The sequence below is a fragment of the Romboutsia sp. genome, assembly GCF_035470145.1.
Classification (GTDB): domain Bacteria; phylum Bacillota; class Clostridia; order Peptostreptococcales; family Peptostreptococcaceae; genus Romboutsia_D.
On the sequence record NZ_DATIRC010000190.1, the window covers coordinates 1 to 24,295 of the forward strand.

At 27.2% G+C, this 24,295-nt stretch carries 25 protein-coding genes; 2 read left to right on the forward strand and 23 right to left on the reverse strand.

Annotated elements, in window-relative coordinates; genetic code table 11:
* The 12 genes from VLM92_RS08075 to VLM92_RS08130 all read right to left on the reverse strand — a co-directional run.
* The coding region (locus VLM92_RS08075) for an ATP-binding cassette domain-containing protein (protein ID WP_325275828.1) at positions 1-208 on the reverse strand (208 nt) is incomplete at its 3' end.
* A gap of 20 nt (positions 209-228) precedes the next feature.
* The gene (pstA, locus tag VLM92_RS08080; protein WP_325275829.1) at positions 229-1,053 is read right to left on the reverse strand and encodes a phosphate ABC transporter permease PstA; all 825 of its coding nucleotides are present in this window, start codon (positions 1,051-1,053) and stop codon (positions 229-231) included.
* 1 nt (position 1,054) lies between these two features.
* On the reverse strand, positions 1,055-1,975 hold the full coding sequence (pstC, locus tag VLM92_RS08085; protein WP_325275830.1) for a phosphate ABC transporter permease subunit PstC: 921 nt from the start codon (positions 1,973-1,975) through the stop codon (positions 1,055-1,057).
* Between the two features lie 374 nt (positions 1,976-2,349).
* A complete protein-coding gene (locus tag VLM92_RS08090) occupies positions 2,350-3,177 on the reverse strand; it encodes a phosphate ABC transporter substrate-binding protein (RefSeq protein ID WP_325275831.1) in 828 nt (275 codons plus the stop codon).
* A gap of 190 nt (positions 3,178-3,367) precedes the next feature.
* The gene (pepF, locus tag VLM92_RS08095; RefSeq protein WP_325275832.1) at positions 3,368-5,152 is read right to left on the reverse strand and encodes an oligoendopeptidase F; all 1,785 of its coding nucleotides are present in this window, start codon (positions 5,150-5,152) and stop codon (positions 3,368-3,370) included.
* A gap of 75 nt (positions 5,153-5,227) precedes the next feature.
* Complete coding sequence (locus tag VLM92_RS08100; protein WP_325275833.1) at positions 5,228-6,073, reverse strand: DegV family protein; 846 nt, start codon at positions 6,071-6,073, stop codon at positions 5,228-5,230.
* A gap of 47 nt (positions 6,074-6,120) precedes the next feature.
* Positions 6,121-6,756: an MgtC/SapB family protein gene (locus VLM92_RS08105; protein WP_325275834.1), complete on the reverse strand. Its 636-nt coding sequence runs from the start codon at positions 6,754-6,756 to the stop codon at positions 6,121-6,123.
* Positions 6,757-6,954: 198 nt separating this feature from the next.
* Positions 6,955-7,749: a mechanosensitive ion channel family protein gene (locus tag VLM92_RS08110; RefSeq protein ID WP_325275835.1), complete on the reverse strand. Its 795-nt coding sequence runs from the start codon at positions 7,747-7,749 to the stop codon at positions 6,955-6,957.
* Between the two features lie 175 nt (positions 7,750-7,924).
* A complete protein-coding gene (locus VLM92_RS08115) occupies positions 7,925-8,089 on the reverse strand; it encodes an aspartyl-phosphate phosphatase Spo0E family protein (RefSeq protein ID WP_325275836.1) in 165 nt (54 codons plus the stop codon).
* A 348-nt stretch (positions 8,090-8,437) separates the two neighbouring features.
* Positions 8,438-9,397: an FAD:protein FMN transferase gene (locus VLM92_RS08120; protein ID WP_325275837.1), complete on the reverse strand. Its 960-nt coding sequence runs from the start codon at positions 9,395-9,397 to the stop codon at positions 8,438-8,440.
* A gap of 27 nt (positions 9,398-9,424) precedes the next feature.
* On the reverse strand, positions 9,425-10,216 hold the full coding sequence (locus VLM92_RS08125) for an FMN-binding protein (protein WP_325275838.1): 792 nt from the start codon (positions 10,214-10,216) through the stop codon (positions 9,425-9,427).
* Positions 10,206-11,069 carry a 4Fe-4S binding protein gene (locus VLM92_RS08130; RefSeq protein WP_325275839.1) on the reverse strand — a complete coding sequence of 288 codons (864 nt, stop codon included), beginning with the start codon at positions 11,067-11,069 and terminating at the stop codon, positions 10,206-10,208. The genes VLM92_RS08125 and VLM92_RS08130 overlap by 11 nt, the downstream gene beginning before the upstream one ends.
* Before the next feature lie 403 nt (positions 11,070-11,472).
* Here VLM92_RS08130 and VLM92_RS08135 point away from each other — a divergent pair, with 403 nt between their 5' ends.
* A complete protein-coding gene (locus VLM92_RS08135) occupies positions 11,473-11,712 on the forward strand; it encodes a ferrous iron transport protein A (RefSeq protein WP_325275840.1) in 240 nt (79 codons plus the stop codon).
* Entirely contained in the window at positions 11,705-13,642 is a 1,938-nt protein-coding gene (gene feoB / locus VLM92_RS08140) for a ferrous iron transport protein B (protein ID WP_325275841.1), read from the forward strand. Before VLM92_RS08135 ends, feoB begins: the two co-directional genes overlap by 8 nt.
* A gap of 68 nt (positions 13,643-13,710) precedes the next feature.
* Here the strand turns inward: feoB and htrA are convergent, their stop codons facing one another.
* The 11 genes from htrA to VLM92_RS08195 all read right to left on the reverse strand — a co-directional run bounded on the left by htrA (position 13,711) and on the right by VLM92_RS08195 (position 24,255).
* Positions 13,711-14,790 (reverse strand): serine protease HtrA, encoded by a 1,080-nt coding sequence (gene htrA / locus VLM92_RS08145; RefSeq protein ID WP_325275842.1) that lies wholly within the window; start codon positions 14,788-14,790, stop codon positions 13,711-13,713.
* Between the two features lie 280 nt (positions 14,791-15,070).
* On the reverse strand, positions 15,071-16,423 hold the full coding sequence (locus VLM92_RS08150; RefSeq protein WP_325275843.1) for a glucose-6-phosphate isomerase: 1,353 nt from the start codon (positions 16,421-16,423) through the stop codon (positions 15,071-15,073).
* Between the two features lie 370 nt (positions 16,424-16,793).
* Positions 16,794-18,389, reverse strand: a complete 1,596-nt coding sequence (locus VLM92_RS08155) for an NAD(P)/FAD-dependent oxidoreductase (RefSeq protein WP_325275844.1) — start codon at positions 18,387-18,389, stop codon at positions 16,794-16,796.
* A 112-nt stretch (positions 18,390-18,501) separates the two neighbouring features.
* Positions 18,502-18,819 carry a hypothetical protein gene (locus VLM92_RS08160; protein WP_325275845.1) on the reverse strand — a complete coding sequence of 106 codons (318 nt, stop codon included), beginning with the start codon at positions 18,817-18,819 and terminating at the stop codon, positions 18,502-18,504.
* Between the two features lie 5 nt (positions 18,820-18,824).
* Positions 18,825-19,202, reverse strand: coding sequence for a hypothetical protein (locus VLM92_RS08165; protein ID WP_325275846.1), 378 nt, complete (start codon positions 19,200-19,202; stop codon positions 18,825-18,827).
* Between the two features lie 244 nt (positions 19,203-19,446).
* On the reverse strand, positions 19,447-20,499 hold the full coding sequence (locus VLM92_RS08170) for a YecA family protein (protein ID WP_325275847.1): 1,053 nt from the start codon (positions 20,497-20,499) through the stop codon (positions 19,447-19,449).
* 263 nt (positions 20,500-20,762) lie between these two features.
* Positions 20,763-21,260 (reverse strand): hypothetical protein, encoded by a 498-nt coding sequence (locus tag VLM92_RS08175; RefSeq protein WP_325275848.1) that lies wholly within the window; start codon positions 21,258-21,260, stop codon positions 20,763-20,765.
* 5 nt (positions 21,261-21,265) lie between these two features.
* The gene (locus VLM92_RS08180; RefSeq protein WP_325275849.1) at positions 21,266-21,694 is read right to left on the reverse strand and encodes a hypothetical protein; all 429 of its coding nucleotides are present in this window, start codon (positions 21,692-21,694) and stop codon (positions 21,266-21,268) included.
* A complete protein-coding gene (locus tag VLM92_RS08185) occupies positions 21,694-22,386 on the reverse strand; it encodes a pilus assembly protein PilM (RefSeq protein ID WP_325275850.1) in 693 nt (230 codons plus the stop codon). The genes VLM92_RS08180 and VLM92_RS08185 overlap by 1 nt, the downstream gene beginning before the upstream one ends.
* 286 nt (positions 22,387-22,672) lie before the next feature.
* A complete protein-coding gene (locus VLM92_RS08190) occupies positions 22,673-23,059 on the reverse strand; it encodes a type II secretion system protein (protein WP_325275851.1) in 387 nt (128 codons plus the stop codon).
* A gap of 14 nt (positions 23,060-23,073) precedes the next feature.
* Positions 23,074-24,255: a type II secretion system F family protein gene (locus VLM92_RS08195; RefSeq protein ID WP_325275852.1), complete on the reverse strand. Its 1,182-nt coding sequence runs from the start codon at positions 24,253-24,255 to the stop codon at positions 23,074-23,076.
* Positions 24,256-24,295: the final 40 nt, after the last annotated feature.

The following is a 24,295-nucleotide window of genomic DNA, read 5'->3' on the forward strand; positions in this document are numbered from 1 at the left end:
CTATTGTTCCTTTTATAGTTACATTTTCTATAAGGTCATTCATTCTATTTAATGTTCTTAAAAATGTTGATTTACCACACCCTGAAGGTCCTATTAGAGCTGTTACTTTTTTTTCTTTTATATCCATTTTTACGTTTTTCAATGCTTGATTGTCTCCATAAAATAAATCTAAATTATTTATGCTTAATTTTATATTATTTGAATTCATTTTTACACCTCGTAAATTTATTAATAATTTGCCTTATTTAATTTCTTTGCTACAACCTTAGCTATTGTATTTAATAATAACACCATTACTATTAATACAACTCCTATGCTAGCTGCACCTTGTATATCGCCTTTTTCTTTCGTTAATAAATATGCGTGAACAGTTAAAGTTCTTGCACTATCAAATATACCACCCGGCATTTGTGCTACTGTTCCTGCTGTTAATAATATTGCAGCCGACTCTCCTATAACACGCCCAACTGATAATATAATCCCTGATAACATACCAGGTATTGCACTTGGTAATACAACTTTATATAGTGTTTGAAACTTTGTAGATCCTAAAGCTAATGATGCTTCTCTATAGCTTTGTGGAACTGTTTTTAATGATTCTTCTGTAGTTCTTATTATTACTGGTAATATTATTATTGCTACTGTAAGCGAACCTGATAATATTGAATATTTCATGCCTAAAGTAACTACGAAGAATATTCCTCCAAATAATCCATATATTATAGATGGTATCCCCGCTAAACTTTCTGTTGCAAATCTTATTGTTGTTACCATTTTTCCTTTTTTAGCATACTCTTGTAAATAAATCGCTGATAACACTCCTATTGGAGTTGCTACTGCTATTGAAAGTAAAACTGTATATAGTGTCGTAACTATCATTGGTAATATTCCACTATCTCCTGATGCTGAATAAGCACTAAATAAAAAGGTAGGGTTTATACCACTAATCCCTTTCATAAATATATATCCTACTATTACTACTAATGTAATAACTGTAAATGTCGCTGATAAATAAACTAATAATTTTAATATATTTTCTTTTAACTTTCTCATACTAATCTACCACCTTGTTTGAAAGTTTGTTTAATACTATATTTAATATTAATATAAATGTGAACAATACAACTCCTGTTGCAAATAACATTTCTTGATGAGTTCCATATGCATATCCCATCTCTAATGCTATATTAGTAGTAAGAGGTCTTACACTATCCATTAAAGATGTTGGCAATACTGGTGAGTTACCTGCTACAAGTATTACTGCCATAGTTTCGCCTAATGCTCTACCTATTCCTAAAATAACTGCAGCTAATATACCAGATTTTGCCGCTGGTAGCATAACTTTAAATATAGTTTCTATTTTTGAAGCACCTAGTGCTAATGATCCTTCTTTATAAGCTTTTGGTACTGCTCTTATCGCTATTTCTGATACTGATATTATTGTTGGTAACATCATTACTGCTAAAACTACTATTACTGCTAAAAGGCTTTGTCCTTTAGGAAGATTAAATATATTTTGTATACCTGGAACTACAACTGCTAACCCAAACACCCCATATAAAACTGATGGTATTCCTGCTAATAATTCCACTGCTGGTGATATTATCTTTGCTAATTGTTTGGGAGCTACTTCTGCAATAAATACAGCTGTTAATATACCTACTGGTACTCCTATTATTAAAGCTCCTATTGTAGCAATAATTGATGCTACTACCATAGATGATATTCCAAATTTATCTGCACTCGGTACCCAATCTGATCCTATTATGAATTCTATGAATGAGTATCCCTTAAATAAAAATGGTGTTAAACCTTTATAGAATACAAATCCTATTATTAAAAGTAAACTTACAACTGCTATTAAAGCACTTAACATAAATATGTTTTTTGCCACCGCTTCAGCTATATACTTATTTTTATTTCCATCTTTATTGTCTCTTTGTTTTGCATTTATTATTCGAGATTTAACTAACATAAAAATCCTCCTCAAAATATATTAACTATATAAGTTTTAATTTAATTTCTACATTTTCTCATTATATATAAAATTAAGTTCATTTCTTATTATTAGACATTATAATTAAAATCATGTAGACTGTTTGCTAAAACATATATATTATAAATAAATTTTCTCATTAATTATTAAGCCTTGACTTCATACAACTTTATAATATAGGTTTAACGTTAAATCTATATTAGATTTAGGTTAATCCAATGTAAAATTATTCGAATTATTTAACATAGATTTTACTTTACTTAAATCTCCGATTCCTTGAATAAAATTTCTTATGTATCTTAAAAATAGCAAAAAGACACATCTTACGATGTGCCTTTTTATAATGAGGATATTTATTTTATGCTTATGAAGCCTTTACCTTCCATGATTTTTTGTCCTTCATCACTTAATATGAAGTCTATTAATTTTTTCCCTTGCTCTGATATAACATCTTCTTTGTTAACTAATACAAATGGTCTTGCTATAGCATAAGTATTTGCTTTTACATTTTCAGGAGTTAATTCTACACCGTCTACTGTTAACATGTTTACTGCATCATCAACATATCCAAAAGATATATATCCTATTGCATTTTCATTTCCTTCAACTGTAGTCTTTATGTTTCCTGAACCATCACTTATTTGAGCATCTTTAGTTAATTCTTCTGATTCAAATCCTACTTTATCTTGGAAACCATCTCTAGTTCCCGAACCATCTTCTCTTGATACTACTACTATTGGAGCATCCTTTCCTCCAACTTCTTTCCAGTTAGTTATCTTTCCTGTATATATATCTTTTATTTGAGCTGTTGTTAAATCTTTTATTTCATTATTTTTATGAGTTATAATTCCTATACCATCAAGTGCTATTTGAGTTTCTTTTAATCCTGCACTTTTTTCTTCATCTTTTAAGTCTCTTGATGCCATACCTATTTCAGAAGTTCCGTCAATTGCATTTTTTACCCCTGCAGACGAACCAATTTGTTGTATTTCTATACTTACACCTTGATTTTGTTCTTGGTATTTTTCTGCTAATACTTCCATTGCTGGTCCTACTGAAGTTGACCCTGATACTGTTATTTTTGCTCCATCTTCATTTGATGCTTTTCCTCCACATCCTACTGCTAAACTTCCTACTAATACCGTACTTGCTAATAATACTGCTATTTTTTTCTTAAACATTTTTCGTACCTCCATTTATATTTCAATTTTTATTATTTTCTGTTTCTCTTACAACTTAATAATACTGTTGTTATGTTAAGTGAATATTATAAACAGGTTAACTAGATGTAAATTGTGTTAAGAATATGTAAAAAATAACCATATTATAATTAAATAGTTATAAAAATTTATTTTTATGATTAAATTATTTTTAGTACTCTTTTTCTAACTTATCAACTAAATTGCTAAATACTTGTAGCGCTTTATCTACTGCTTCTTTCTTTTGCATGTCAACTCCTGCTGCTCTTAGTTGATTTAATGGATAGTCAGACCCACCACTCTTTAAGAATGTTATATATCTATCTACTGCAGGCTGTCCTTCTTCTATTATCTGTTGACTTAATGCACTTGCAGCAGAGAATCCTGTTGCATATTTATATACATAGAAGTTTGAATAGAAATGTGGTATTCTTGCCCATTCCAGCCCAATTTGTTCATCTACTATCGTTGACTTTCCGTAGTATTTTTCATTTAATTTATAGTATATATCTGTAAATTCTTGTGCAGTTAAAGGTTCTCCTTTTTCAACACTTTCATGAGTTAATTTTTCAAATTCACCAAACATAGTTTGTCTATATACTGTAGTTCTAAATTGTTCTAAATAGTAGTTCAGTAAATATATTATCTCTTCTTTAGATTTAGAATTTTTCAATAAATAATTAATAAGTAATAACTCGTTCAATGTAGATGCAACTTCTGCTACAAATATTTTATAGCTTGAATATAAGTATGGTTGATTAGTTCTTGAATAATAACTATGCATTGAATGTCCTAATTCATGTATTAATGTGAATAAAGAATTAAGATCATCTTTATAACTCATTAATATATATGGATTAGAGTCATAACTTCCCCAAGAATAAGCTCCACCTTGTTTACCTTCATTTTCATATACATCTATCCATCTTTCGTCAAATGCCTTTTTAATTAAATCTAAATATTCTTGCCCTAGTGGACTTAATGCTTTAAGTATTATTTCTTTAGCTTCTTCATAAGGTATCTTCATATCAAATTTATCTGTCAGTGGTACATATAAATCATACATATGTATATCTTTTAGTCCTAGAAATTTCTTCTTTAAATCAATATACTTATTTAAAGCCCCTAAATTTTCATCTACTGCATATATAAGGTTATTATATACCTCTACGCTTATGTCATCTTGGAATAAAGATGCTTGTAATGCAGATTCATATTTTCTAATCTTAGCATAGAATATTTCTGATTTTATCCCACCATATAAAGTTGATGCAAAAGTATTCTTATACTTTCCATAAACTGAATAAGTAGCTTCAAATGCATCTTTTCTAACTCTTGCATTTTTACTCTTTAAAAATAATGAGTAATTAGAATGAGTAAGCTTAACTTTATTGCCTTCTTCATCCTCGATTTCAGGGAACTCTAAATCTGCAAAAGATAACATATCATAAACATTTTCAGGTATTCCTGATAAATCAGCAGTTGCTGCTAAAATTTCTTCTTCTCTTTCATTTAAAGTATGAGGTTTTTCTCTTAATATATCTTGTATATGTTTTTCATAAAAAGATAGTTTTTCATTCTTTAAGTATTCTTTTAGTTTTTCATCCTCAATAGCTATCAGTTCTGGAACTAAATATGATGTTGCCATTGATAACTCAGTTGATAACATATCTGTTTTTGTTGCCACTGCTTGATTTTCGTTTATTCTAGTATCTTCATGTTGCTTCATATGAGTATATACATATAGGTTTTGTAGTATTTTTGAAGCATTTTCTGATATATTTAAAGCTTCGTATAAGTTTTGCCAACTCTCCCCAAGTTTTCCTTTATAATCTTTAGCTTTAGATATAAGTTCTTTTACTTTTTCTATATCTTTTTCTACAGCTTCCTTAGTTGAATACATCTTTTCAATTTGCCATTTGTATTTATCTTGTATAGTATTTCTATCTACTCCCATCATTTCACTCCTTCAATAAAATTCGGTTTACTTATATCACCGACGCAATTTCTCAAAGATTCATTTCGCTCAAGATTATAAAACAGATACCAATATAGCTCCTTCTGATGTAAATGTTCCCATTATCGGCCCTATACTTGCTATTAGTATTTCCTTAAAATCCAAATTTATATCTATAAATTGTTTAATTTTTTCAGCTTTATCTGGACAATTAGCATGACCTATTATAACCGTTCTTTGTATTTGATTAGTTACATTATTTTGAACATACTCAATAGCTTTCTTTAAACTGTTGCTTCCACCCCTAGCTTTATCTATTGGCTTAACTAATCCATCTTCTATCTTTATTATAACTTTAAAGTTTAGCGCATTTATTAATTTACCTGCTAACACATTAACTCTTCCACCTTTTATAGCATTTTCTAATGTATCTAATACTCCGAAAAATATCATTTCTTCTTTGAATTTTTCTATACTATCTAATATTTCATCCATAGTTTTTCCGCTCTCAATTAACTCATTACATTTTAATATCATTAAGGCAACACCAATTGATCCGCTTTGGCTGTCTATAACTTCAATTCTTTTATTTGGATTTTCTTCTAAATACATATTTTTAGCTAAAACAGCACTAGAATATGTACTTGATAACTTTGAGGTTAAAGTAAATACTAAAATTTCACTTTCTTCACAATTATAAAATTCTAAAAATCTTTCTGGTGAAGGACTTGAAGTTTTAGGTAATTTCTTACATTCTCTCATTTTACTGTAAAAAGTTTCTTCATTTATTTCGAGTCCACCAATATAGCTTTCTTCTTCAAACGCTACATTTATACCTACTATACTTGGGTTTACTCTATCTAACACTTCTTGTGGAAAATCACATGAACCGTCTGTTATTATTCTTATGCTTTTTTTCAATTCATACACCTCAACTTTAATTCTAATTATTTCTATTTTATATTATTTTAATGTAAATAATCTACACTTATTATATTTTTTGACATATTCAATTCTTTTACTAGCTCCTCTATCATTATTCTTCTATCATAAACTATAAAAAAACTTAACTTCCAACAATTTTCACCTTCAGTTTCTATATCTATATTTTTTACATCAATCTGAGATTTTTCGAACTTTCCATAGAGTATAGATATCATATTTATATTGTCTACTTTTACATTAAATATAGTCTGCTTTTTCCTAAATAGGAGTTTATCTATATTCTTTAAGATATAAAGAGTTATCATTACAAATAACCATGCAGATATACTTAATACATAGTATCCATAACCTATAGTAATTCCTATACATGCAGTTGCCCATATTCCTGCAGCTGTAGTTAATCCTCTTATTCCATTAGATGTTTTTAGAATTGCTCCAGCCCCTAAAAAACCTATCCCTGACAATACTTGAGCTGTCAGTCTTCCTGGGTCTACATTTGCATATGAACTATAATCATAAAATAGCGATAATGATGTTATTGAAGTAATACACGAACCTACTGATACTAATATATGGGTTCTAAATCCTGCAAATTGATGCGATTTTTCTCTTTCTAAACCTGTTAATCCACCTATAATCAAGGCTATTAACAATCTCATTATTATCTCTTTATTGCTTACTATTCCTATAATATTAATCCCCCCATTTTACAACTTAAATTATAATTTATAATATAAAAAAGTCTTCAATTTAAAGATTTATAAGGAAGACTTTTTTGTAGCTCATATACAGAAATTATATTTATTTAAAGTTTTAAAATGAATATAATTTCCTATGTGCTATAAAAGAGCTAAAATTCATAGCTCTTTTGTATTGTTATTGTCATGATGTAATATATTTATATGTGTAGGATATGCTATATGTACATTACTCTTTTTAAATACTATTAGTATCTGTAGCTTAGTTTCTCTAAGTGCAGAAAAATATTTATATGATTCTATAACCCCAGTAATGGTATATTTTGCTCCAACTGGATTGTCTTCTATATCTGTTACTCCGTATATTTTAAAAGGACTTCTTGCTTCACCTGATGGAGATCTCCATAAATAATCCTTATATTTTTCATTCATTATACCACACACTTCTTCTAGTGCACTTAATACTTTCATAGGGTCTTCTTCATAAGACACCCTCACATGTACTACTACTCTCATTTTATCTTTGCTATAATTTCTTATACTAGTTATACTCCCGTTTGGAACAGTTATTCTTTTTAAATCCCAATCCCTTAAACTAGTACTTCTAAGTCCTATTTCTTCTACTGTTCCTCTAAATACTTCATTAATTACAACAAAGTCTCCAACTTGTAGTTGCTTTTCAAATAATATAAAAAATCCATTAAATATATCCTTTAGTATACTTTGTGATGCAACACCTGCAATCAATCCAACTATACTTGCTCCTGTAACTAAAGTACCAAACTTGGTTACATCTACTATTTGGAATTCTCTAAGTATTAATATTATGCTAATTATTAATATAATATAATACGATATTGATAATAATACACTACAAAGTGTATTTTTATATCTTACATCAAATCTAGTGAATTTAAATAACTTATTTAAAAGATATTGTATAATCTTTAGCATAATATACGAAAATAAAGCAATTAAAATAGAATTTATAATTTTACTTACCATAATAAATATCATCCTTAAGTTTAAAATTTATAATAAACCTTATCTAGTTATTTAATATTCTCAGTTTACTATTAACATATTCTATTTTATTAGTTTTGAGCACAAAAAAACCCACATATGTGGGTTATTTACTACTTAAACTTATGTACTTATTTATTAAAATGTCTATTTTATTGCTTGAATCAACTAATTCTTCTTTGAATATGTCTGGATATTCTATGTAAGTGTTGATTTCTTCCCTTAATGATTCTATTTCTTTCTTTAATGCTTCTATTTCGCTATTCACCATAATGATCACCACGATTACAAAATTGTATACTTTTACATATATAGTAACAAATAATCTTATGATTTGTCAACGATTATAATTTACAATTTATACCATATTATACCTATTATGATTTAGATAATATTTCTACAAATATACTTACAACTAATAACGTCATTAATATAAATGATAATTTTATACATTGGAATACCATTTTAAAAGTAATCTAAAAAATTCTTCTCAAAAATAATGTAACTGAGCCTTAAATTGTTAATAACCTTTAGTAGCTACACTAAAAATAACAAATAAAGGGCTCAGTTATGGTATGGTTACTAATACTCTAGACATACTTTTTTCATCTATTGTTGTTTAAAAAGCTAAAACTTTATAATCTGTAAATAGATTAAACTTTTCTATTAAATTTTTAGTAACTATAATTTCAGTATCTTCGGTAATCATTACACCACTAATTCCATTTTTCTTCATAAACTCACAAGCTTTATATTTTCCCATAATAAATAAAGATGTAGAAAAAGCATCTCCTTTTATAGAATCTTCACTTACAACAGTTATACTTTTTAAATCTGTTTTAGCTGGATATCCAGTACATGGATTTAATATATGATGATAAGTATCTCCATCATACATAAATGCTCTTTCATATCCTCCTGATGTTACAACTGATAAATTTTCTACTAATATCGAGCATATAATATCTTTACTATGTTTTTTAGGGTTATAAATACCTATATCCCATAATTTATTTTTATTTGTTTTTCCTAGGACTTTAATATTTCCACCTATATTTATTATTGCTGAAGTTACTTTACTTTCCTTATAAAATTCTATTACTTTATCTGCTATATAGCCTTTTGCTATTCCACCTAAATCAATTTTTTGATTTTCTTTTGCAAGCATTACGCCTGAATTCTTTTCATCTAATATTATATCCTTGTAGTTTACTAGTGAAAGTACTTCTTTTATTTTATCTTCTTTAATAATTTGAGGATTGTATGTGTTTATTCCCCATTCTTTAACTAAAGGTGCAATAGTTATGTCAAATAATCCATCTGTTATTTCTGAAAAATTTTTAGACTTACGTATTATTTCAAAAGTATCCTTTGATACTTTTACAAATTTTTTTCCAGCATTTTGATTAACTCTGCTTACATCACTATATTCTTTAAAAAAACTTAAACTTTCCTCAAAATTTCTCATGATTGTATTTGCTTTGTTTAATATTAATTTAGCATCCTTACTATCAGAATATATTTTTTGATATACCTTTGTTCCAAAAATAAGTTCTTCAGCTTCTATAAATTTTTTCATATAAATACAAAATCCTTCTATTATATTTTATTTATTTGATGCATTTGAATCTTCATTTGTAGTAGTATATTCCTTATTTTCTGCTTCTTTAAGAGCATTGTCTACTGCTTTCATTATTCCTTCACTACTATATGTTGCTCCTGATGCTACATCTACATTCGTACTTTGCTTTTTTATTATTTCACTTGGTACTAATTCAAGTGCTTTTTCAAAAAATTTAGGGGTTTCATTATGGCTAACTATATCTATTTTTAATATTTCTCCATTAGATACTTTTACTTCTACATTTAAATCTTCAGCATAACCTGATGCTGATCCTTGATAAGTTCCATCCTTATACTTGCTATCTGATACATTTAAATTTTCATTTTCACTAATATACTCCTTATTTTCTGCTTCTTTAAGAGCATCGTTTACTGCATTTATTATACCTTGGCTACTATATGTTGCTCCTGATGCTGCATCTACATTTGTACTTTGTTTTTTTATTATCTCACTTGGTACTAATTCAAATGCTTTTTCATAAAATCCAGGGGTTTCATTGTGACTAACTATATCTATTTTTGATATTTCTCCATTAGATACTTTTACTTCTACATTTAAATCTTCAGCATAACCTGATGCAGTTCCTTGATAAGTTCCATTCTTATATTTTCCATTAGAAATTTCACTACTCTCTGTTGTAGAGTCACTTTCAACATTTGAATCTACTTGTTGTTGATTATTCGCTTCAAAATTACCTATAAAACTAGTTCCTATCGAACCTACTATTATCCCACAAACTATTAATGCTATAACTTTATTTTTACTATTTTTCATAACAAACTTCCTCTCTTTTTTTATTAACTTGTAGCTCTTTTGATGTATAAGATATTGTTGCATCCTTAGGGCATACTTTATCTCCTACGCACTCTAAGCAAGATGTACACCTTAAATCTCTAACTACTTCTTTTGATTCTATTTCTATATTCATAGGGCACTGTCTATTACATTTTTTGCAACCTATGCAAGTACTGTCATTTCTAACTATTCTAAATACCTTAAATTTATTAAATATACCTAAAAATGCTCCATATGGACATAAGTATTTACACCAAGGTCTATGTATAAATAACGATGCTAAAATCACTAAACATAATATTAAAAAACCAATTGAACTAATTTTTCTATTGAAAATTCCCAAAAATGCATGATAAGGATTTATTTTTTCAAGTATTATAACTCCTGATGATGCTGTTAATATAATAGTTCCTACTAAAGATATATATCTTAAATATTTCAGTTTTTGATCTAATTCACTGGGTACAAAGTTATTGTATTTTCGTTTAAATATTTTTTTTCCAATTCTTGATAATATATCTTGTATTGCTCCAAATGGACAAATAAATCCGCATATAATCGGTCCAAATAGTATACTTAGTATTATTACTAAGCTTATTACTATACCTAATGTACTCTTAAGTTTTACCACCCACAGTGTTGATGATATGAAAAATTGATAAATACTAGTAACTCCACATATAGGGCATATATAGTGAAATAATGACTCCGAAATCCATGGTATAGATTTATCAATTGAAGTCAAATAGTGATTTATAGCTGATATTATAGCTGTTATCAATACAGTTATTTGAATTATCTGTCGTGTATTTTTTATGTTTATTTTTTTCAAAACAAGCTTCCTCCTTTATTTTATAATCTAATTTATTTATTAGTTTCTAAATAAATTAGAAATTTCACATTTAATATCTCTTTTTTTTGATAATAACTAATCATTGAATTTTATTCATTATTGATATTATTTATCATTTGATATTTCGTATTTTATAATATTGCTTTTTATACATAAAGTCAAGTATAAAATTAATTCTTAACATAAAAAATCACTTTTTACTTTACTAATACTTTTTTAACTTCATAATTCTAATTTTTTTACATTATATATAAAAGATTTAGTTAGTACGGACGATATACATTAGAATATAATTCCATATGAATATTTATTATTAGTTGACAATTAAAATCATTACTGTTACAATTTAGTTGATAATGAATTTCATTAGGAGGTATTAATAATGACTGTTTACGATTTAAAAGTTGGTCAAAAGGGTAGTATTGATAATATAAATGGAAATGTAAAGTTAGCAAAGAGATTACTTGCTTTAGGATGTATAAATAACACTGAGATAGAAGTTAAAAAAATTGCTCCGTTCGGTGATCCTATTATAGTTAGATTCAGAGGATTTGACCTTGCTCTTAGAAAATCTGATGCTAAAAACATTTCGTTAAAACAAAGGAGTGAAATATATGATTAATGTAGCATTACTTGGTAATCCTAACGTTGGTAAAACTACAGTTTTTAACTTACTTACAGGCTCAAACCAATATGTTGGGAACTGGCCTGGGGTTACTATAGATAAAAAAGAAGGATTTTTAGGTAAAGATATAAAGATTGTAGATTTACCTGGTATCTACGCAATGGATACTTTCTCAAATGAAGAAAAAATATCAAAAAATTTCTTAGAAAATGATAATGTTGATGTTATAGTGAACGTAGTTGATGCATCTACCTTATCAAGAAATCTTTACTTAACAACTCAACTTATGCAATTTAATAAACCAATAGTTCTTATTCTTAATATGCTAGATATAGCTGAAGCTAAAGGTATAAAAATTGATATTGAGAAATTAAGTAAAGAACTTAACGTAACTGTAGTTCCAGTAATAGCAAAGAAGAAAAGCGGTATTGATAAAATATCTAATTCAATAAAAAATGCAGTTAATAGTAAATTTGATTACTGTACTGATTTTGGTTCTGAAGTAGAAACTTATAAAAAATTAGAAGCAATGCTAGAAAAATGTAGTGAAACTTCTTCTAATCAAAAGAAATCTATAAGTGATAGAATAGACGATATAGTACTAAATCCAGTTTTAGCTTATCCTATATTTATAGGCGCTTTGTTACTTTTATTTAAGTTTACTTTTGATTGGGTTGGTGGACCTTTACAAGAAGGTTTAACTACACTTATTGAAACTTACATAGCAGCACCAGCTGATGCTATGTTAGCAAATTCTAGCCCTTGGTTTAGATCCCTTATTATAGATGGTATAATCGGTGGCGTTGGAGGTACTTTGCCATTCTTCCCTCTAATATTTACTTTATTCTTTGGTATATCTATATTTGAAGATAGTGGATATATGTCAAGAACGGCGTTCTTAATGGATAAGATAATGAGAAAAGTTGGTTTATCTGGTAAAGCATTTATACCTATGGTAATGGGACTTGGATGTTCGTCTCCAGCAATAATGGCTACTAGAACTTTAGAAAGTGAAAAAGATAGAAGAATAACTGCTCTTATAGCTCCTCTTATGACTTGTGGTGCTAAGTTACCTATATATGCTACATTTGTAGCAATATTCTTCCCTCGTAATGCCGCTTTAGTTACTACTTCACTTTATTTAGTAGGTGTAGTATTTGCTATATTAGTAGCATTAGTATTAAATAAAGGTACGTTTAAAAATGATATAGAGCCTTTTATATTAGAACTTCCTAATTATAAAATGCCTACTTTAAATGCTATATTTAAAAATACTTGGAATAAGTCTAAAGGATTTTTATCAAAAGTCATTACTGTTATGTTTGCAATGTCTGTTGTTATGTGGTTACTATCATCATTTAACTTTAACGGATTTACTGAAAACATACATGATAGTTTCTTAGCTTATGCAGGTAAATTTATAGCTCCTATATTTACTCCTTTAGGATTTAATGACTGGAGAGATTCAGTTGCTATATTATCTGGACTTGGTGCTAAGGAAATAGTTGTAAATACTATGAATGTACTTTATGGTGATTTAGACACTGTTCTTCCAACTGTATTTACTGGTGTTAGTGCCTATGCATTCTTAGTATTCTCTGCATTGTATACTCCATGTGTAGCTGCTCTTGCAACTATGAAAAAAGAATATGGAAATAAGATGATGCTTATATCATTAGGATATCAATTTGGGCTTGCATGGTTTGCAGCATTTATAGTTAATATAATAGGAAATGCATTATTTATGCCTAATTCTTCTGGCTCTGTAGTAGAACTTTTAATTGGCGGCTTAATTATAATATTGTCTGTAACTGTTGTATTAAAGAAATTAACATCTAAGCAAACCTCTTCTGGATGTAGTGGTTGTTCTGGATGTCCTAGTGAAGGAAGCTGTTCAATTGAAGTTAAACAAGAAACTGTAAATTAGTATATTAAAAGCGTGGATTAAATAATCCACGCTTTATTTACATTCTAAGGAAAGTAATCTTACTTTAACTAAAATTTCACATGTATTTTAATTTCTTTTCCACCTCTATTAATAGTTATATCCGTTTGATCTCCTACTGAATATCTGTATAATGATTTATTAAGATCTGACATTGTTGATATCTTGTCATTTCCAACCATAACTATAACATCTTCAGTTTGAATGCCAAATTTTCGTGCTGCTGTATCTGCTATAACCTCAGCTATATAAACGCCGTCTTCAGCTTCTAAGTCTTTTCCTGTTGATGATTCAAATATAGCTAAGTCAATTCCTTTTATACCTAAAATTACTTTTTCAAAGTTTCCTGATTTTATTATTTGTTCTATTATTGGTTTAGCTGTATTTATAGGTATTGCAAATCCTAATCCCTCTGCTTGTGATGCTTTAGCTGTATTTATGCCTATTACTTGACCTTTCTCATTTAATAAAGGTCCTCCACTATTTCCTGGATTTATACTTGCATCTGTCTGCATAAGACCAGTCATGTTAGATTTTTCTGTTTGTATAGTTCTTTCTAATCCACTTATTATACCTTGAGTTACACTCTTTTGGAACTCAAGGCCTAATGGATTACCTATTGCTATTGCTATATCTCCAGTTCTAACTTTGTTACTATCTCCTAATTCTGCTGGAGTTAACCCTTTTTTATCTACTTTTACCATTGATAAGTCTAGCTGTGCATCATTCCATAATACCTTACCTTTTGTTGTAGAACCATCATTAAATAATACATTAACATCTACAGCTTGACCATCTGACACAACATGTGAGTTTGTAAGTATATATCCATTTGCATCTACTATAACTCCCGTTCCTACACCTTGAGATTGAGTAGGTATTGCAAAAATATTATTTTTGTCTATTGTCGTTGTTGTTATACCCACTACAGATGGCATTGCTTTATCTGTTACTGCATGGTATATATTTTGGCTCTTTCCACCGTCATTTACAACTATTTGTGTTAATTTTTCATCCGATTCATTTTTTCCAATACTATCTTTCATTAATTCTACTGTAAGCAAACTACTTAATACTCCCGTTATTATACAAACTAAAACAATTAATCCTAGCCCTCTTTTATTCGACATAACTATCCCTCCTACCTAATAAATACTAAAGTTTAATAATTATCCTTATTTTATATTGTTTACAATTTTATATTTTAATAACCTATAAACTTACTTAAATAAAGATTCAATTTATATATTATTTTTTTAAAAATTCACTTTGCTCAAGCTTAGTTGAAAATTATAATTTATCCCAAAACTAGATAAATTAAATTTTCTTTAATTAAAAAAGAAACCATCATTAATTAGTAAAGCTATCTTAATGATGATTTCATTATATTATTTTATTCTTAACTTAACCTTAATTGTTAAGTCTTTTTTCTAATTCTTCTTTTTCTTTTTCAAATCCTGGCTTACCTAAAAGTGCAAACATGTTCTTTTTGTATGCTTCAACTCCAGGCTGGTCAAATGGATTAACTCCTAATAAGTATCCACTTATTGCACAAGCTTTTTCAAAGAAGTAAACAAGGTATCCAAAGTTATACTCATCTAATTGAGGTATGTTTACTATTAGATTTGGAACTTGTCCATCTGTATGAGCAAGTAGAGTTCCCTCAAATGCCTTTTGATTAACAAAGTCTACAGTTTTTCCTGATAAGTAATTTAATCCATCTAAATCAACTTCAGTTTTTTCAATAGTTACATTTCTCTTTGAGTTTTCTACATTAAGTACTGTTTCAAATAAAATTCTCTTTCCTTCTTGTATATATTGTCCCATAGAATGTAAATCTGTTGAGAAATCTACTGCTGCAGGGAATATACCTTTATTATCTTTTCCTTCACTTTCTCCGTATAATTGCTTCCACCATTCACCTACATAGTGTAATTGTGGTTCATAGTTTACTAGTAATTCTACATCTTTACCTTTTCTATGTAAAACGTTTCTTACTACTGCATACTGATAACTATGGTTAGTTTTTAAATCAGATTTTTTAAATTCTTCACAAGCATCTTGAGCACCTTTCATCATAGCATCTATATCTAAATCAGCACAAGCTATTGGTAATAGTCCTACTGCTGTTAAAACAGAGAAACGACCACCTACATCATCAGGTATTATAAATGTTTCATATCCTTCTTCATCTGCTAACTGTCTAAGAGCACCTTTTTTAGCATCTGTTGTTGCATATATTCTTTTGCTTGCTTCTTCTTTTCCGTATTTCTTTTCTACGAAATCTTTAAATATTCTAAATGCTATTGCAGGCTCTGTAGTTGTTCCTGATTTTGATATAACATTTATAGATACATCTTTATCTTTTATTACATCTAATAAGTCCATTATGTATGTTGAGCTTATATTATTTCCAACATAATATATTTCTGGAGATTTTCTATCTTCCTTAGATAAGTTATTTCTGAAAGAATGGCTAGTCATTTCTATTGCAGCTCTTGCCCCTAAGTAAGATCCTCCTATTCCTATTACTAATAAAATATCTGAATCTGACTTTATTTTTTCTGCTGATTTCTTTATTCTATCAAATTCTTCTTTATCGTAGTTATTTGGAAGTTCTACCCATCCTAAAAAATCATTTCCTAGCCCTGTTTTTTCATGCACCATTTTGTGAGCTACATCTACATATGATTGCATAGAGTCTATTTCATTTTGATTAAAAAATCCTATAGCTTTACTATAATCAAATTTTATATTTCCCATAAATTTACCTCTTTCCTTTATCTATTGTAATCAAATTATAACATAAAATAACATATAGATTAATAAAAAAATAACAAGTTACTAATTATATAATTAATAATAAAATTATAGTGTTATTTAACATTGAAAACCATACCAAATGTTCTCGTCATTTTTAAAGAATACGTGTATTTATATATACTCTTATTATGTATATCTTTAATTTGTACTATACCTAAGTCAAAGAATGAAACTTAAAATTCTACTGTATTAAATAATAAATCTAAAGCTTCTGTTGCATTTTGCTCTCAAAGAAGCTTTAGATAATTCTAATAAATAACTTAATATTAATTTTTATAATTTATTAATGATATTTGAATTTATATTTTATCTATTTATTAGAGTATTTAGTTATTATCTTTTCAGCACATTTAATTCCATCTACTGCTGCTGTAACTATTCCACCTGCATATCCTGCACCCTCTCCACAAGGATATAGATTTTTAGTATTTATAGATTCTAATGTATCTTCATCCCTAACTATTCTTATAGGCGCTGATGATCTAGTTTCTACACCTGTTAAAACTGCATCATGCATAGCAAATCCATTTAATTTATTATCAAGAGATTTTATAGCTTCCTTCATAGCTGTTGTAACAAACTCTGGTAAACATTCTCTTAAGTCTACAAACTCGATTCCTGGCTTATATGAAGGTTCTACACTTCCCAGAGATGTCGATACTCTATCATTTAAGAAATCTCCTACTAATTGAGCTGGAGCGTTATAATTCTTTCCACCTAATTGATATGCCAATCTTTCATATTTTTCTTGGAATTGAACACCTGCTAATGGATGCTCACTTCCAAAATCCTCTGGTAGTACATTTACTAAAAAGGCACTATTTGCATTAACCTTATCTCTAGCATGTTCACTCATACCATTAGTTACAACTTCAAACTCATTAGATGCAGAGGCTATTACACTTCCTCCTGGACACATACAGAAAGTATATGCAGTTCTTAAGTTAGATGTATGCTCTATTAATCTATAGTCAGCTGCCCCTAGTCTAGGATGGTTATAGAACTCTTTGTATTGAGATTTGTTTATTAATTCCTGTGGGTGCTCTATTCTTGCTCCTATAGCAAAAGGTTTTTGTATTATTCCTACGCCTCTTTTATGAAGCATTTTGTAAGTGTCCCTAGCACTATGTCCAATAGCCAAAATTACAGTTTCTGATTCTATAGTTTCTATATCATTTATTACAACTGCTTTTATTTCATTATTTTCTACTATAATGTCACTTACTTTAGTATCAAACTTAACGTCTCCACCAAGTCTTATTATTTCATTTCTTATGTTTTTAACAACATTTTTTAATATATCTGTTCCTACATGTGGTTTGTATGAATATAATATTTCATCTGGTGCACCAAAGTTAACAAGCTCTTGTAAAACTTTTCTACATCTAATATCTTTTATTCTAGTTGTAAGTTTTCCATCTGAAAAAGTTCCTGCTCCACCTTCTCCAAACTGAACATTTGAATTGTTTTTAAACTTTCTATTATGCCAAAAATTATTTATATCTTTTGTTCTATTATCAACATCTAGACCTCTTTCTAATAAAATAGGACTATATCCTTTCTGAGCCAATAATAATGCTGCAAATAATCCAGCTGGACCACTACCTATTATTACTGGTCTATGGCTTAATTTTTCACTTCCTACTTCTACTCCTATATATCTTGCTTCTTTTACTTTAACAATATCTTTTATACTCGATTTTAGTAATTTCTCTTCATTTTTAACTTCAACATCTACAGTATAAACAAAGTCTATTTTACCTTTTCTTCTTGCATCGATTGATTCTTTATAAATACTATATTTTTTAAGTTCACTTTCTTTCAATTTTAATTTTTTTAATACAAGTTTCTTTAGTATTGATATATCTTCATCTATTCCTAATTTTAAGTTAGATACTCTTATCATGTATTTGCTCCTCTTTATATTTTTAAATTTAGATTTATAATTTTTATTAATAGCTTTACTATTTGTAATTTCAAAATTAATTAAAAACAATACAAAAGCTAGGGGTTTAAACCTAGCTTTCTATAAACATAACATCTATATTCTCTTTTTGTAGATTTTCTTCCAAAATCTCGTCTAAAATAAATTCTTTAATTTCATTTTGTATAGATACTTTTTTTGCATTTGAGTTTAAATTAGTAACTAATGCTAATACATCTATAGATTTACCTATCTTTTCTACATATATAGGGTTAACTTTAACCATCACTACTTTTAAATCACATACAAATAAATCTTTATTACCTAAATCAATTTCATCATCATATCTATATACTTTAAACTCTACTACACCCTCATAAGGCGTTATATTTTCTATTCCTACTAAATTCATATTACTTAGTCCTTCTTAGTTATAAGACCTCTTATAACCTTCATGTTATTGAATATTTTTTCTAAGAAGTTTTCAGCTTCTTCATTATCTAAAAGAGCTATTTCTAATTGTTCATCTTCAGGTATTCCATTAGATTCACAATATTTTTTAGCAACTTCTACTAACTCATTTTTTTCATCTATAGATAAATTAAATTCTTTATAATCTATTATTATATATTGTTTAGTTTTTTGAGTTTTTACTTCATTATATCCTATTTCTATATGGTAAATAACAGCATACAAATTACTTGGATTTTCTTCTCCTTTATATACAGGTACCGCTGGATTAGACTTTATAAAATTTGTTGATACTGCTATTGCGCTTCCTAAACTAAGACTCATAACTATACCTCTTTCTGTACATTTTATATATTTACTATTTTATACATTATTCGCATATATTAAAACCTTTTTTTATAATTTATATAAAATTTAATTTTTATATAGCTATTTTTTATGTTTTAGCGCAAAATTTTAGGAACTATATTTTAATATAATTCCTAAACTAATTTACATATATTTATTCTCTTAAATAAGGCTTTTTAATCATACTCTGAATAAATGATTACCAATTTTCAATGAAATTTTAAGATACTTTAAGATCCTTGTATCTCTTTCCTAATGTACTAGGACTTATTTCATACTTCTTAGATATTTGTGCTTGTGTTATATTTTCTCCTGCAACTTTTTTCATATGATACTCAACTGCTGCAGCCCATCCATTTTCAGACCCTTTTACGTCTCCATGAACTTGCTTATACTCATTCCAAAACGCTATGCATGAACCTATATGTTCTTGTTCAACATTTTGTCTAAGGACAAAACATACTTTACACTCATCTTCATTTGCATCTTCTTGTGTTAATGCTATTTCTTCTGTTGCTTTATTCATTTTCGCTTCTTTTTGTTGTTTTAAATATTCAGCTATACTTGGATCTAGTAATTGTTGCATATATTTATATAATATATGTGTGTGATGTATTAAGAAAGTTTTCATATCTTTGTATAAATCTTCATATTGATTGAATAACTGTACTATATCATTACAGATAACATCTTTAACTGAGTTTGATATACTTATAGTTACATCTATTAGTATACTTGTATCTTCGATATTAACTATTCTAGCTATCATACAACTTCCTACTTTAAAATCTTTTAATAAGTTTACATCTTCTGTGTAAATTTCCTTTTGTGTTAAACAATCTTTTAATAAAATTTTGTCGTCTAATACTTCTTTAACTTCATAAATACCTACATAAGATTCAAATAAATTTCTTAGTATTTCCACTTCTTTTGTATTTAAATTGTCTCTATTGGCTTCATAGAATTCAACAGTCATCACTTTTTTACTTTCCATTATATGGTCTTGTACAAAATAAGTATTAAAGAATCTTTCAAACTTTTCATTAGTTGCTTCATCTTCCACTATGTAAAACATCTCTTTAGCCTTTTCACATTCTTCTTTAAATTTATCTTGTTTTGCATATTCCTGTATTCTTGTATATAATTCTGAATATTGCTTTTGTGAAAGCACAACTTTTCTACCTGCTCTCTCCAACACAACATCTTTATTTAAACAACATCTTTTATATTTTCTGCCACTGCCACAAGGGCATAACTCATTTCTCCCTAACAATGTGACTTTCACTCCTTCATTTTTTAAATTAAAGTACAATTTATTATTATACCATTTTTTCTTCAATGATTCTATAATTATGATATTATTTTATTATTTTTATTATAATGTTAAATTTTGATATAACAATTTACTGCATTATATATAGATTTTCTATAAGTTCAGTCTAGATTCCTTTATGTTTCTCTAATTAAGTTCATACTAATTTCCTTAATATATATCACTAATCGATATGAACATATTAGTTACTTCAAGTTTTTTTGTTATCCGACTCTAAATGTCATTACACAATCTATAATATTGACTTTAATTCTTTCTTTAGTTTCCACATTATTATTAGTTTTTTTATTTATTTGCATATTTTCTATGCTATTATTTCCTTTTATTTTTTTTATTTCATCATTTATCTTAAATAGCTGGTCTACACTCCCACTTACTTTTAATTCAATTTTTGTGTATTCATTATTATTTTCATCCCATTCAGTAAATTTATTAACATACAATACATTAATAAATTTGCTAAATTCTTTTTCTATATTTAATACTATATCAGCTTCTTCTAACTGATCATCACTTATACTATCATTTATTTCTTCTAGTTTTACTTTTTGCTTGTTATTATTAATAACTTGTTCCTTTTCAATCTTTATGTTTTTAATCTTAGATTTAATAGGATATACTATAATTCCATTTATTATTAATCCAGTTATAATAACTATGAGTATATTTAATAATTCTTTTTTTATTTTATTTAACTTCATATTCATCACCTAGTTTGATATTTCAACGTAAACATATAGTAATCCCCTTCTTTTTTTATATTGTTTACTGATGATTTTTTGACTATATCCATGTTCTTAATATCATACAATATGTTTAAATCTGTACATTTACCTTGTATTTGTACATCATCATTTAATATAATCATCTCATTAATATTAGATGCACCAAATAAAGAGTACATATATTCTATTTGATTTAAATCTATACTTTTTTCTTGTTTATATTCTACTTCATCATTAACTACACTATCAGATTTATGATTGATCATCTCAGATTCTAACTTCTTTAATTTTATAATATTAATTGATAAATTTAAAAGTATAAGTGTTAACATACTTAATGTAGCTATTTTATTTATATATGTAGGTTTATTATAATCATAAAAAAAATTTAAAGTTTTATAATTTCTCATTATATTATCATTCCTATACTATTTATATGATTTATATCTGCATTACTTATAACTGATTCATTTTTTGTTAACTTTATATTTTCTGTCAACCTTAAAGGCTGAACAATAAATTCATCACCTAAATAATTTTCAATAAATGGGTCATAGTTACCATAATAATATACATTTTCAAAATCTCTAATTGAATTTACTACTGATTCATAGGAATGAATAGTTCTAGGTAATACATGAGATTCATATACTTGGTTGTCTTTAACCATGTTTAAAATAAACTCTCTATCCTTGCACTCAATAAATATACCACTTTGAGAAAACCCTTGAATTAAGTTTAAGCTTAAAATCTTTTGAAGTATATCACAATTTACATTTAATATTCTTGCTTTACTTTTTAATTTTTTTGAAATGCAATTACATAGTTCTATCATAGATTTAGGTATTAAAATAACTTGTAAATTCAACTTATGTTCATTTAATTTGATTTTTTTATACTTCATAATATAATCATTTAAATTTATAGGAATATATTGAATTATTTCAAATTCTATCATTTTTAATATATCTCTCTTATTCTTAACATTTAATACTTCAATATTTCTAATTATAGTTTTATCATCTTGGATATTATAAACTATATCTTTATAAGATTTTTCTACTCCTTGAACTTCATTTCTTATAATCTCTGCTACTAGCACAGCATGTTTATTGATATCATAATCTTGTTGTGAAATGCCTGTTATTGACGATCTATATATGTATATTTCATTTTTTGATTTTCTTAAAAGAGTTATTTTTATATAGTTGTGATTTATTTCAACATTGACTAATTTTTTAATAATATCACCTCTAAAGTTATAAATTTATTATATATTTTGCTTAATCTATTGTTCCAATTAAATAAAGAAATCATTAAGTATCTGCCAATAAAGCTAATAATTTTCAAAATTATACTTAACCTGAACAATATATTTATCGTAAAATTTATGGATTATCAACACTATCTGCTGTTGTCTTAGGATAAAATTGAATTTCTCCAACTTTTATAGTTATACTACTATCCGAGTCAACAACTATTTCAAATACACCTTCCTCACTTTGGGGTACTGGTTCAATCCTTAAGTATTTAGTTTCTACTAAATCCGATATTTTAACTTCTCCATTTGAATCTTTCGTAACTGATTTATCATTTAAAGCCAAATTTGTTGCAGTAGCTAAGCTTGAAGCAGCTACATAATCAGAATTTAATCTTGCATTTTCTTGAACTTGTCCAAATTTCATAAATCCTAAACTCGATAAAACTCCTAATATAGTTACAACTATCACCATTTCAACTAATGTAAACCCTGCTCTTCTTTTCTTATTTTTCATATTTTATTCTCCTCTTATATTGAAACTATTGCATCAAACATAGGCATCACCATAGCGACCATGAATATTCCTATGATAACCCCTATGATTAATATTATTATAGGCTCTATAAGCCTCATAATTCGTTCTATCTTTGTATCTAAATCGTTACTATAAAAACTATCAATAGTTTTTAGACTTTCTTCCAGTCTTCCACTTTCTTCACCTATATTTATCATAGATATAAATAATTTTGGAAAAACATTAAATAGATTTAAAGAATGTCCTATACTATTTCCTTTTTCAATATATCCTTTTGATATCAAAAGTTTTTCATAAATAAATTTATTGTCTATTATTTTTGCAGATATATCTATAGCATCTATAATTTGTACTCCACTTTCTACTAGCATACTTAATGCTCTACAAAATCTCGTTGTAATAACTAATTGGGTTATGTTTTTTATGACTGGAGTTTTAAACTTCAAATTATTTTTAAGTCGAATTACTTTAGTACTATTTCTTATGAAATGAATTGAGGTAGGTATAATACCTAAAATAACTATTATTATGTAAATATATGTAGTTCTTATAAATGAAGATATATTTATTAAAATTTTGGTTAATAATGGGGGATTCATGCCATTGCTTATAAATATCATCTCAAATCTTGGTATCACCATTGTCATTATAATTAGCATTGATGCAGCAGATAATACTAATAGTATTGTAGGATATATTGAAACTGTCTTAATTTTAGATTTTACTTTATCTTCTTTATCATAGTAATCAGCTAAACTATACATTACTGTATCTAATTTACCACTAACCTCTCCTGCCTTAATCATGCTTATAAAAAATGTTGAAAATAATTTTGATTTTTGAAATGATTCAGTTATAGAATTTCCTCTTTGAATATGATTAGCTATTTCTGATAATATATTACTTATTTTGTTATTAGATTGATTTCTTAGTATCTCTATCATTTTTGTAATTTCGCATCCTGATTCTAACAATATACCCATTTGCCTACACAGAATTTTTAATTCTTTTTCTTTTAGTTTTATACTTTCTTTATTATCTATAGTTTTTATGCTAACCATGGTTAATTCATTTATGCTTATATAATTATTAATTTCTTCTTCAGAGTCTAATTCTATCTTTAAATTCTTCCTCTTTTTGTCTTTATCATAAACTACACATTTATACAAACCCATTAAATAGTTCTCCCTTTTAATCTATATCTTCTATCATTAT

What these genes read in the sequence shown, in the direction of transcription:
- pstA (WP_325275829.1), bottom strand. Translation starts at nt 1,053, where the DNA reads ATGAGAAAGTTAAAAGAAAATATATTAAAATTATTAGTTTATTTATCA.
- pstC (WP_325275830.1), bottom strand. Translation starts at nt 1,975, where the DNA reads ATGTTAGTTAAATCTCGAATAATAAATGCAAAACAAAGAGACAATAAA.
- VLM92_RS08090 (WP_325275831.1), bottom strand. Translation starts at nt 3,177, where the DNA reads ATGTTTAAGAAAAAAATAGCAGTATTATTAGCAAGTACGGTATTAGTA.
- pepF (WP_325275832.1), bottom strand. Translation starts at nt 5,152, where the DNA reads ATGGGAGTAGATAGAAATACTATACAAGATAAATACAAATGGCAAATT.
- VLM92_RS08105 (WP_325275834.1), bottom strand. Translation starts at nt 6,756, where the DNA reads ATGAGATTGTTAATAGCCTTGATTATAGGTGGATTAACAGGTTTAGAA.
- VLM92_RS08110 (WP_325275835.1), bottom strand. Translation starts at nt 7,749, where the DNA reads ATGCTAAAGATTATACAATATCTTTTAAATAAGTTATTTAAATTCACT.
- VLM92_RS08115 (WP_325275836.1), bottom strand. Translation starts at nt 8,089, where the DNA reads ATGGTGAATAGCGAAATAGAAGCATTAAAGAAAGAAATAGAATCATTA.
- VLM92_RS08120 (WP_325275837.1), bottom strand. Translation starts at nt 9,397, where the DNA reads ATGAAAAAATTTATAGAAGCTGAAGAACTTATTTTTGGAACAAAGGTA.
- VLM92_RS08125 (WP_325275838.1), bottom strand. Translation starts at nt 10,216, where the DNA reads ATGAAAAATAGTAAAAATAAAGTTATAGCATTAATAGTTTGTGGGATA.
- VLM92_RS08135 (WP_325275840.1), top strand. Translation starts at nt 11,473, where the DNA reads ATGACTGTTTACGATTTAAAAGTTGGTCAAAAGGGTAGTATTGATAAT.
- feoB (WP_325275841.1), top strand. Translation starts at nt 11,705, where the DNA reads ATGATTAATGTAGCATTACTTGGTAATCCTAACGTTGGTAAAACTACA.
- htrA (WP_325275842.1), bottom strand. Translation starts at nt 14,790, where the DNA reads ATGTCGAATAAAAGAGGGCTAGGATTAATTGTTTTAGTTTGTATAATA.
- VLM92_RS08150 (WP_325275843.1), bottom strand. Translation starts at nt 16,423, where the DNA reads ATGGGAAATATAAAATTTGATTATAGTAAAGCTATAGGATTTTTTAAT.
- VLM92_RS08155 (WP_325275844.1), bottom strand. Translation starts at nt 18,389, where the DNA reads ATGATAAGAGTATCTAACTTAAAATTAGGAATAGATGAAGATATATCA.
- VLM92_RS08160 (WP_325275845.1), bottom strand. Translation starts at nt 18,819, where the DNA reads ATGAATTTAGTAGGAATAGAAAATATAACGCCTTATGAGGGTGTAGTA.
- VLM92_RS08165 (WP_325275846.1), bottom strand. Translation starts at nt 19,202, where the DNA reads ATGAGTCTTAGTTTAGGAAGCGCAATAGCAGTATCAACAAATTTTATA.
- VLM92_RS08175 (WP_325275848.1), bottom strand. Translation starts at nt 21,260, where the DNA reads ATGAAGTTAAATAAAATAAAAAAAGAATTATTAAATATACTCATAGTT.
- VLM92_RS08180 (WP_325275849.1), bottom strand. Translation starts at nt 21,694, where the DNA reads ATGAGAAATTATAAAACTTTAAATTTTTTTTATGATTATAATAAACCT.
- VLM92_RS08190 (WP_325275851.1), bottom strand. Translation starts at nt 23,059, where the DNA reads ATGAAAAATAAGAAAAGAAGAGCAGGGTTTACATTAGTTGAAATGGTG.
- VLM92_RS08195 (WP_325275852.1), bottom strand. Translation starts at nt 24,255, where the DNA reads ATGGGTTTGTATAAATGTGTAGTTTATGATAAAGACAAAAAGAGGAAG.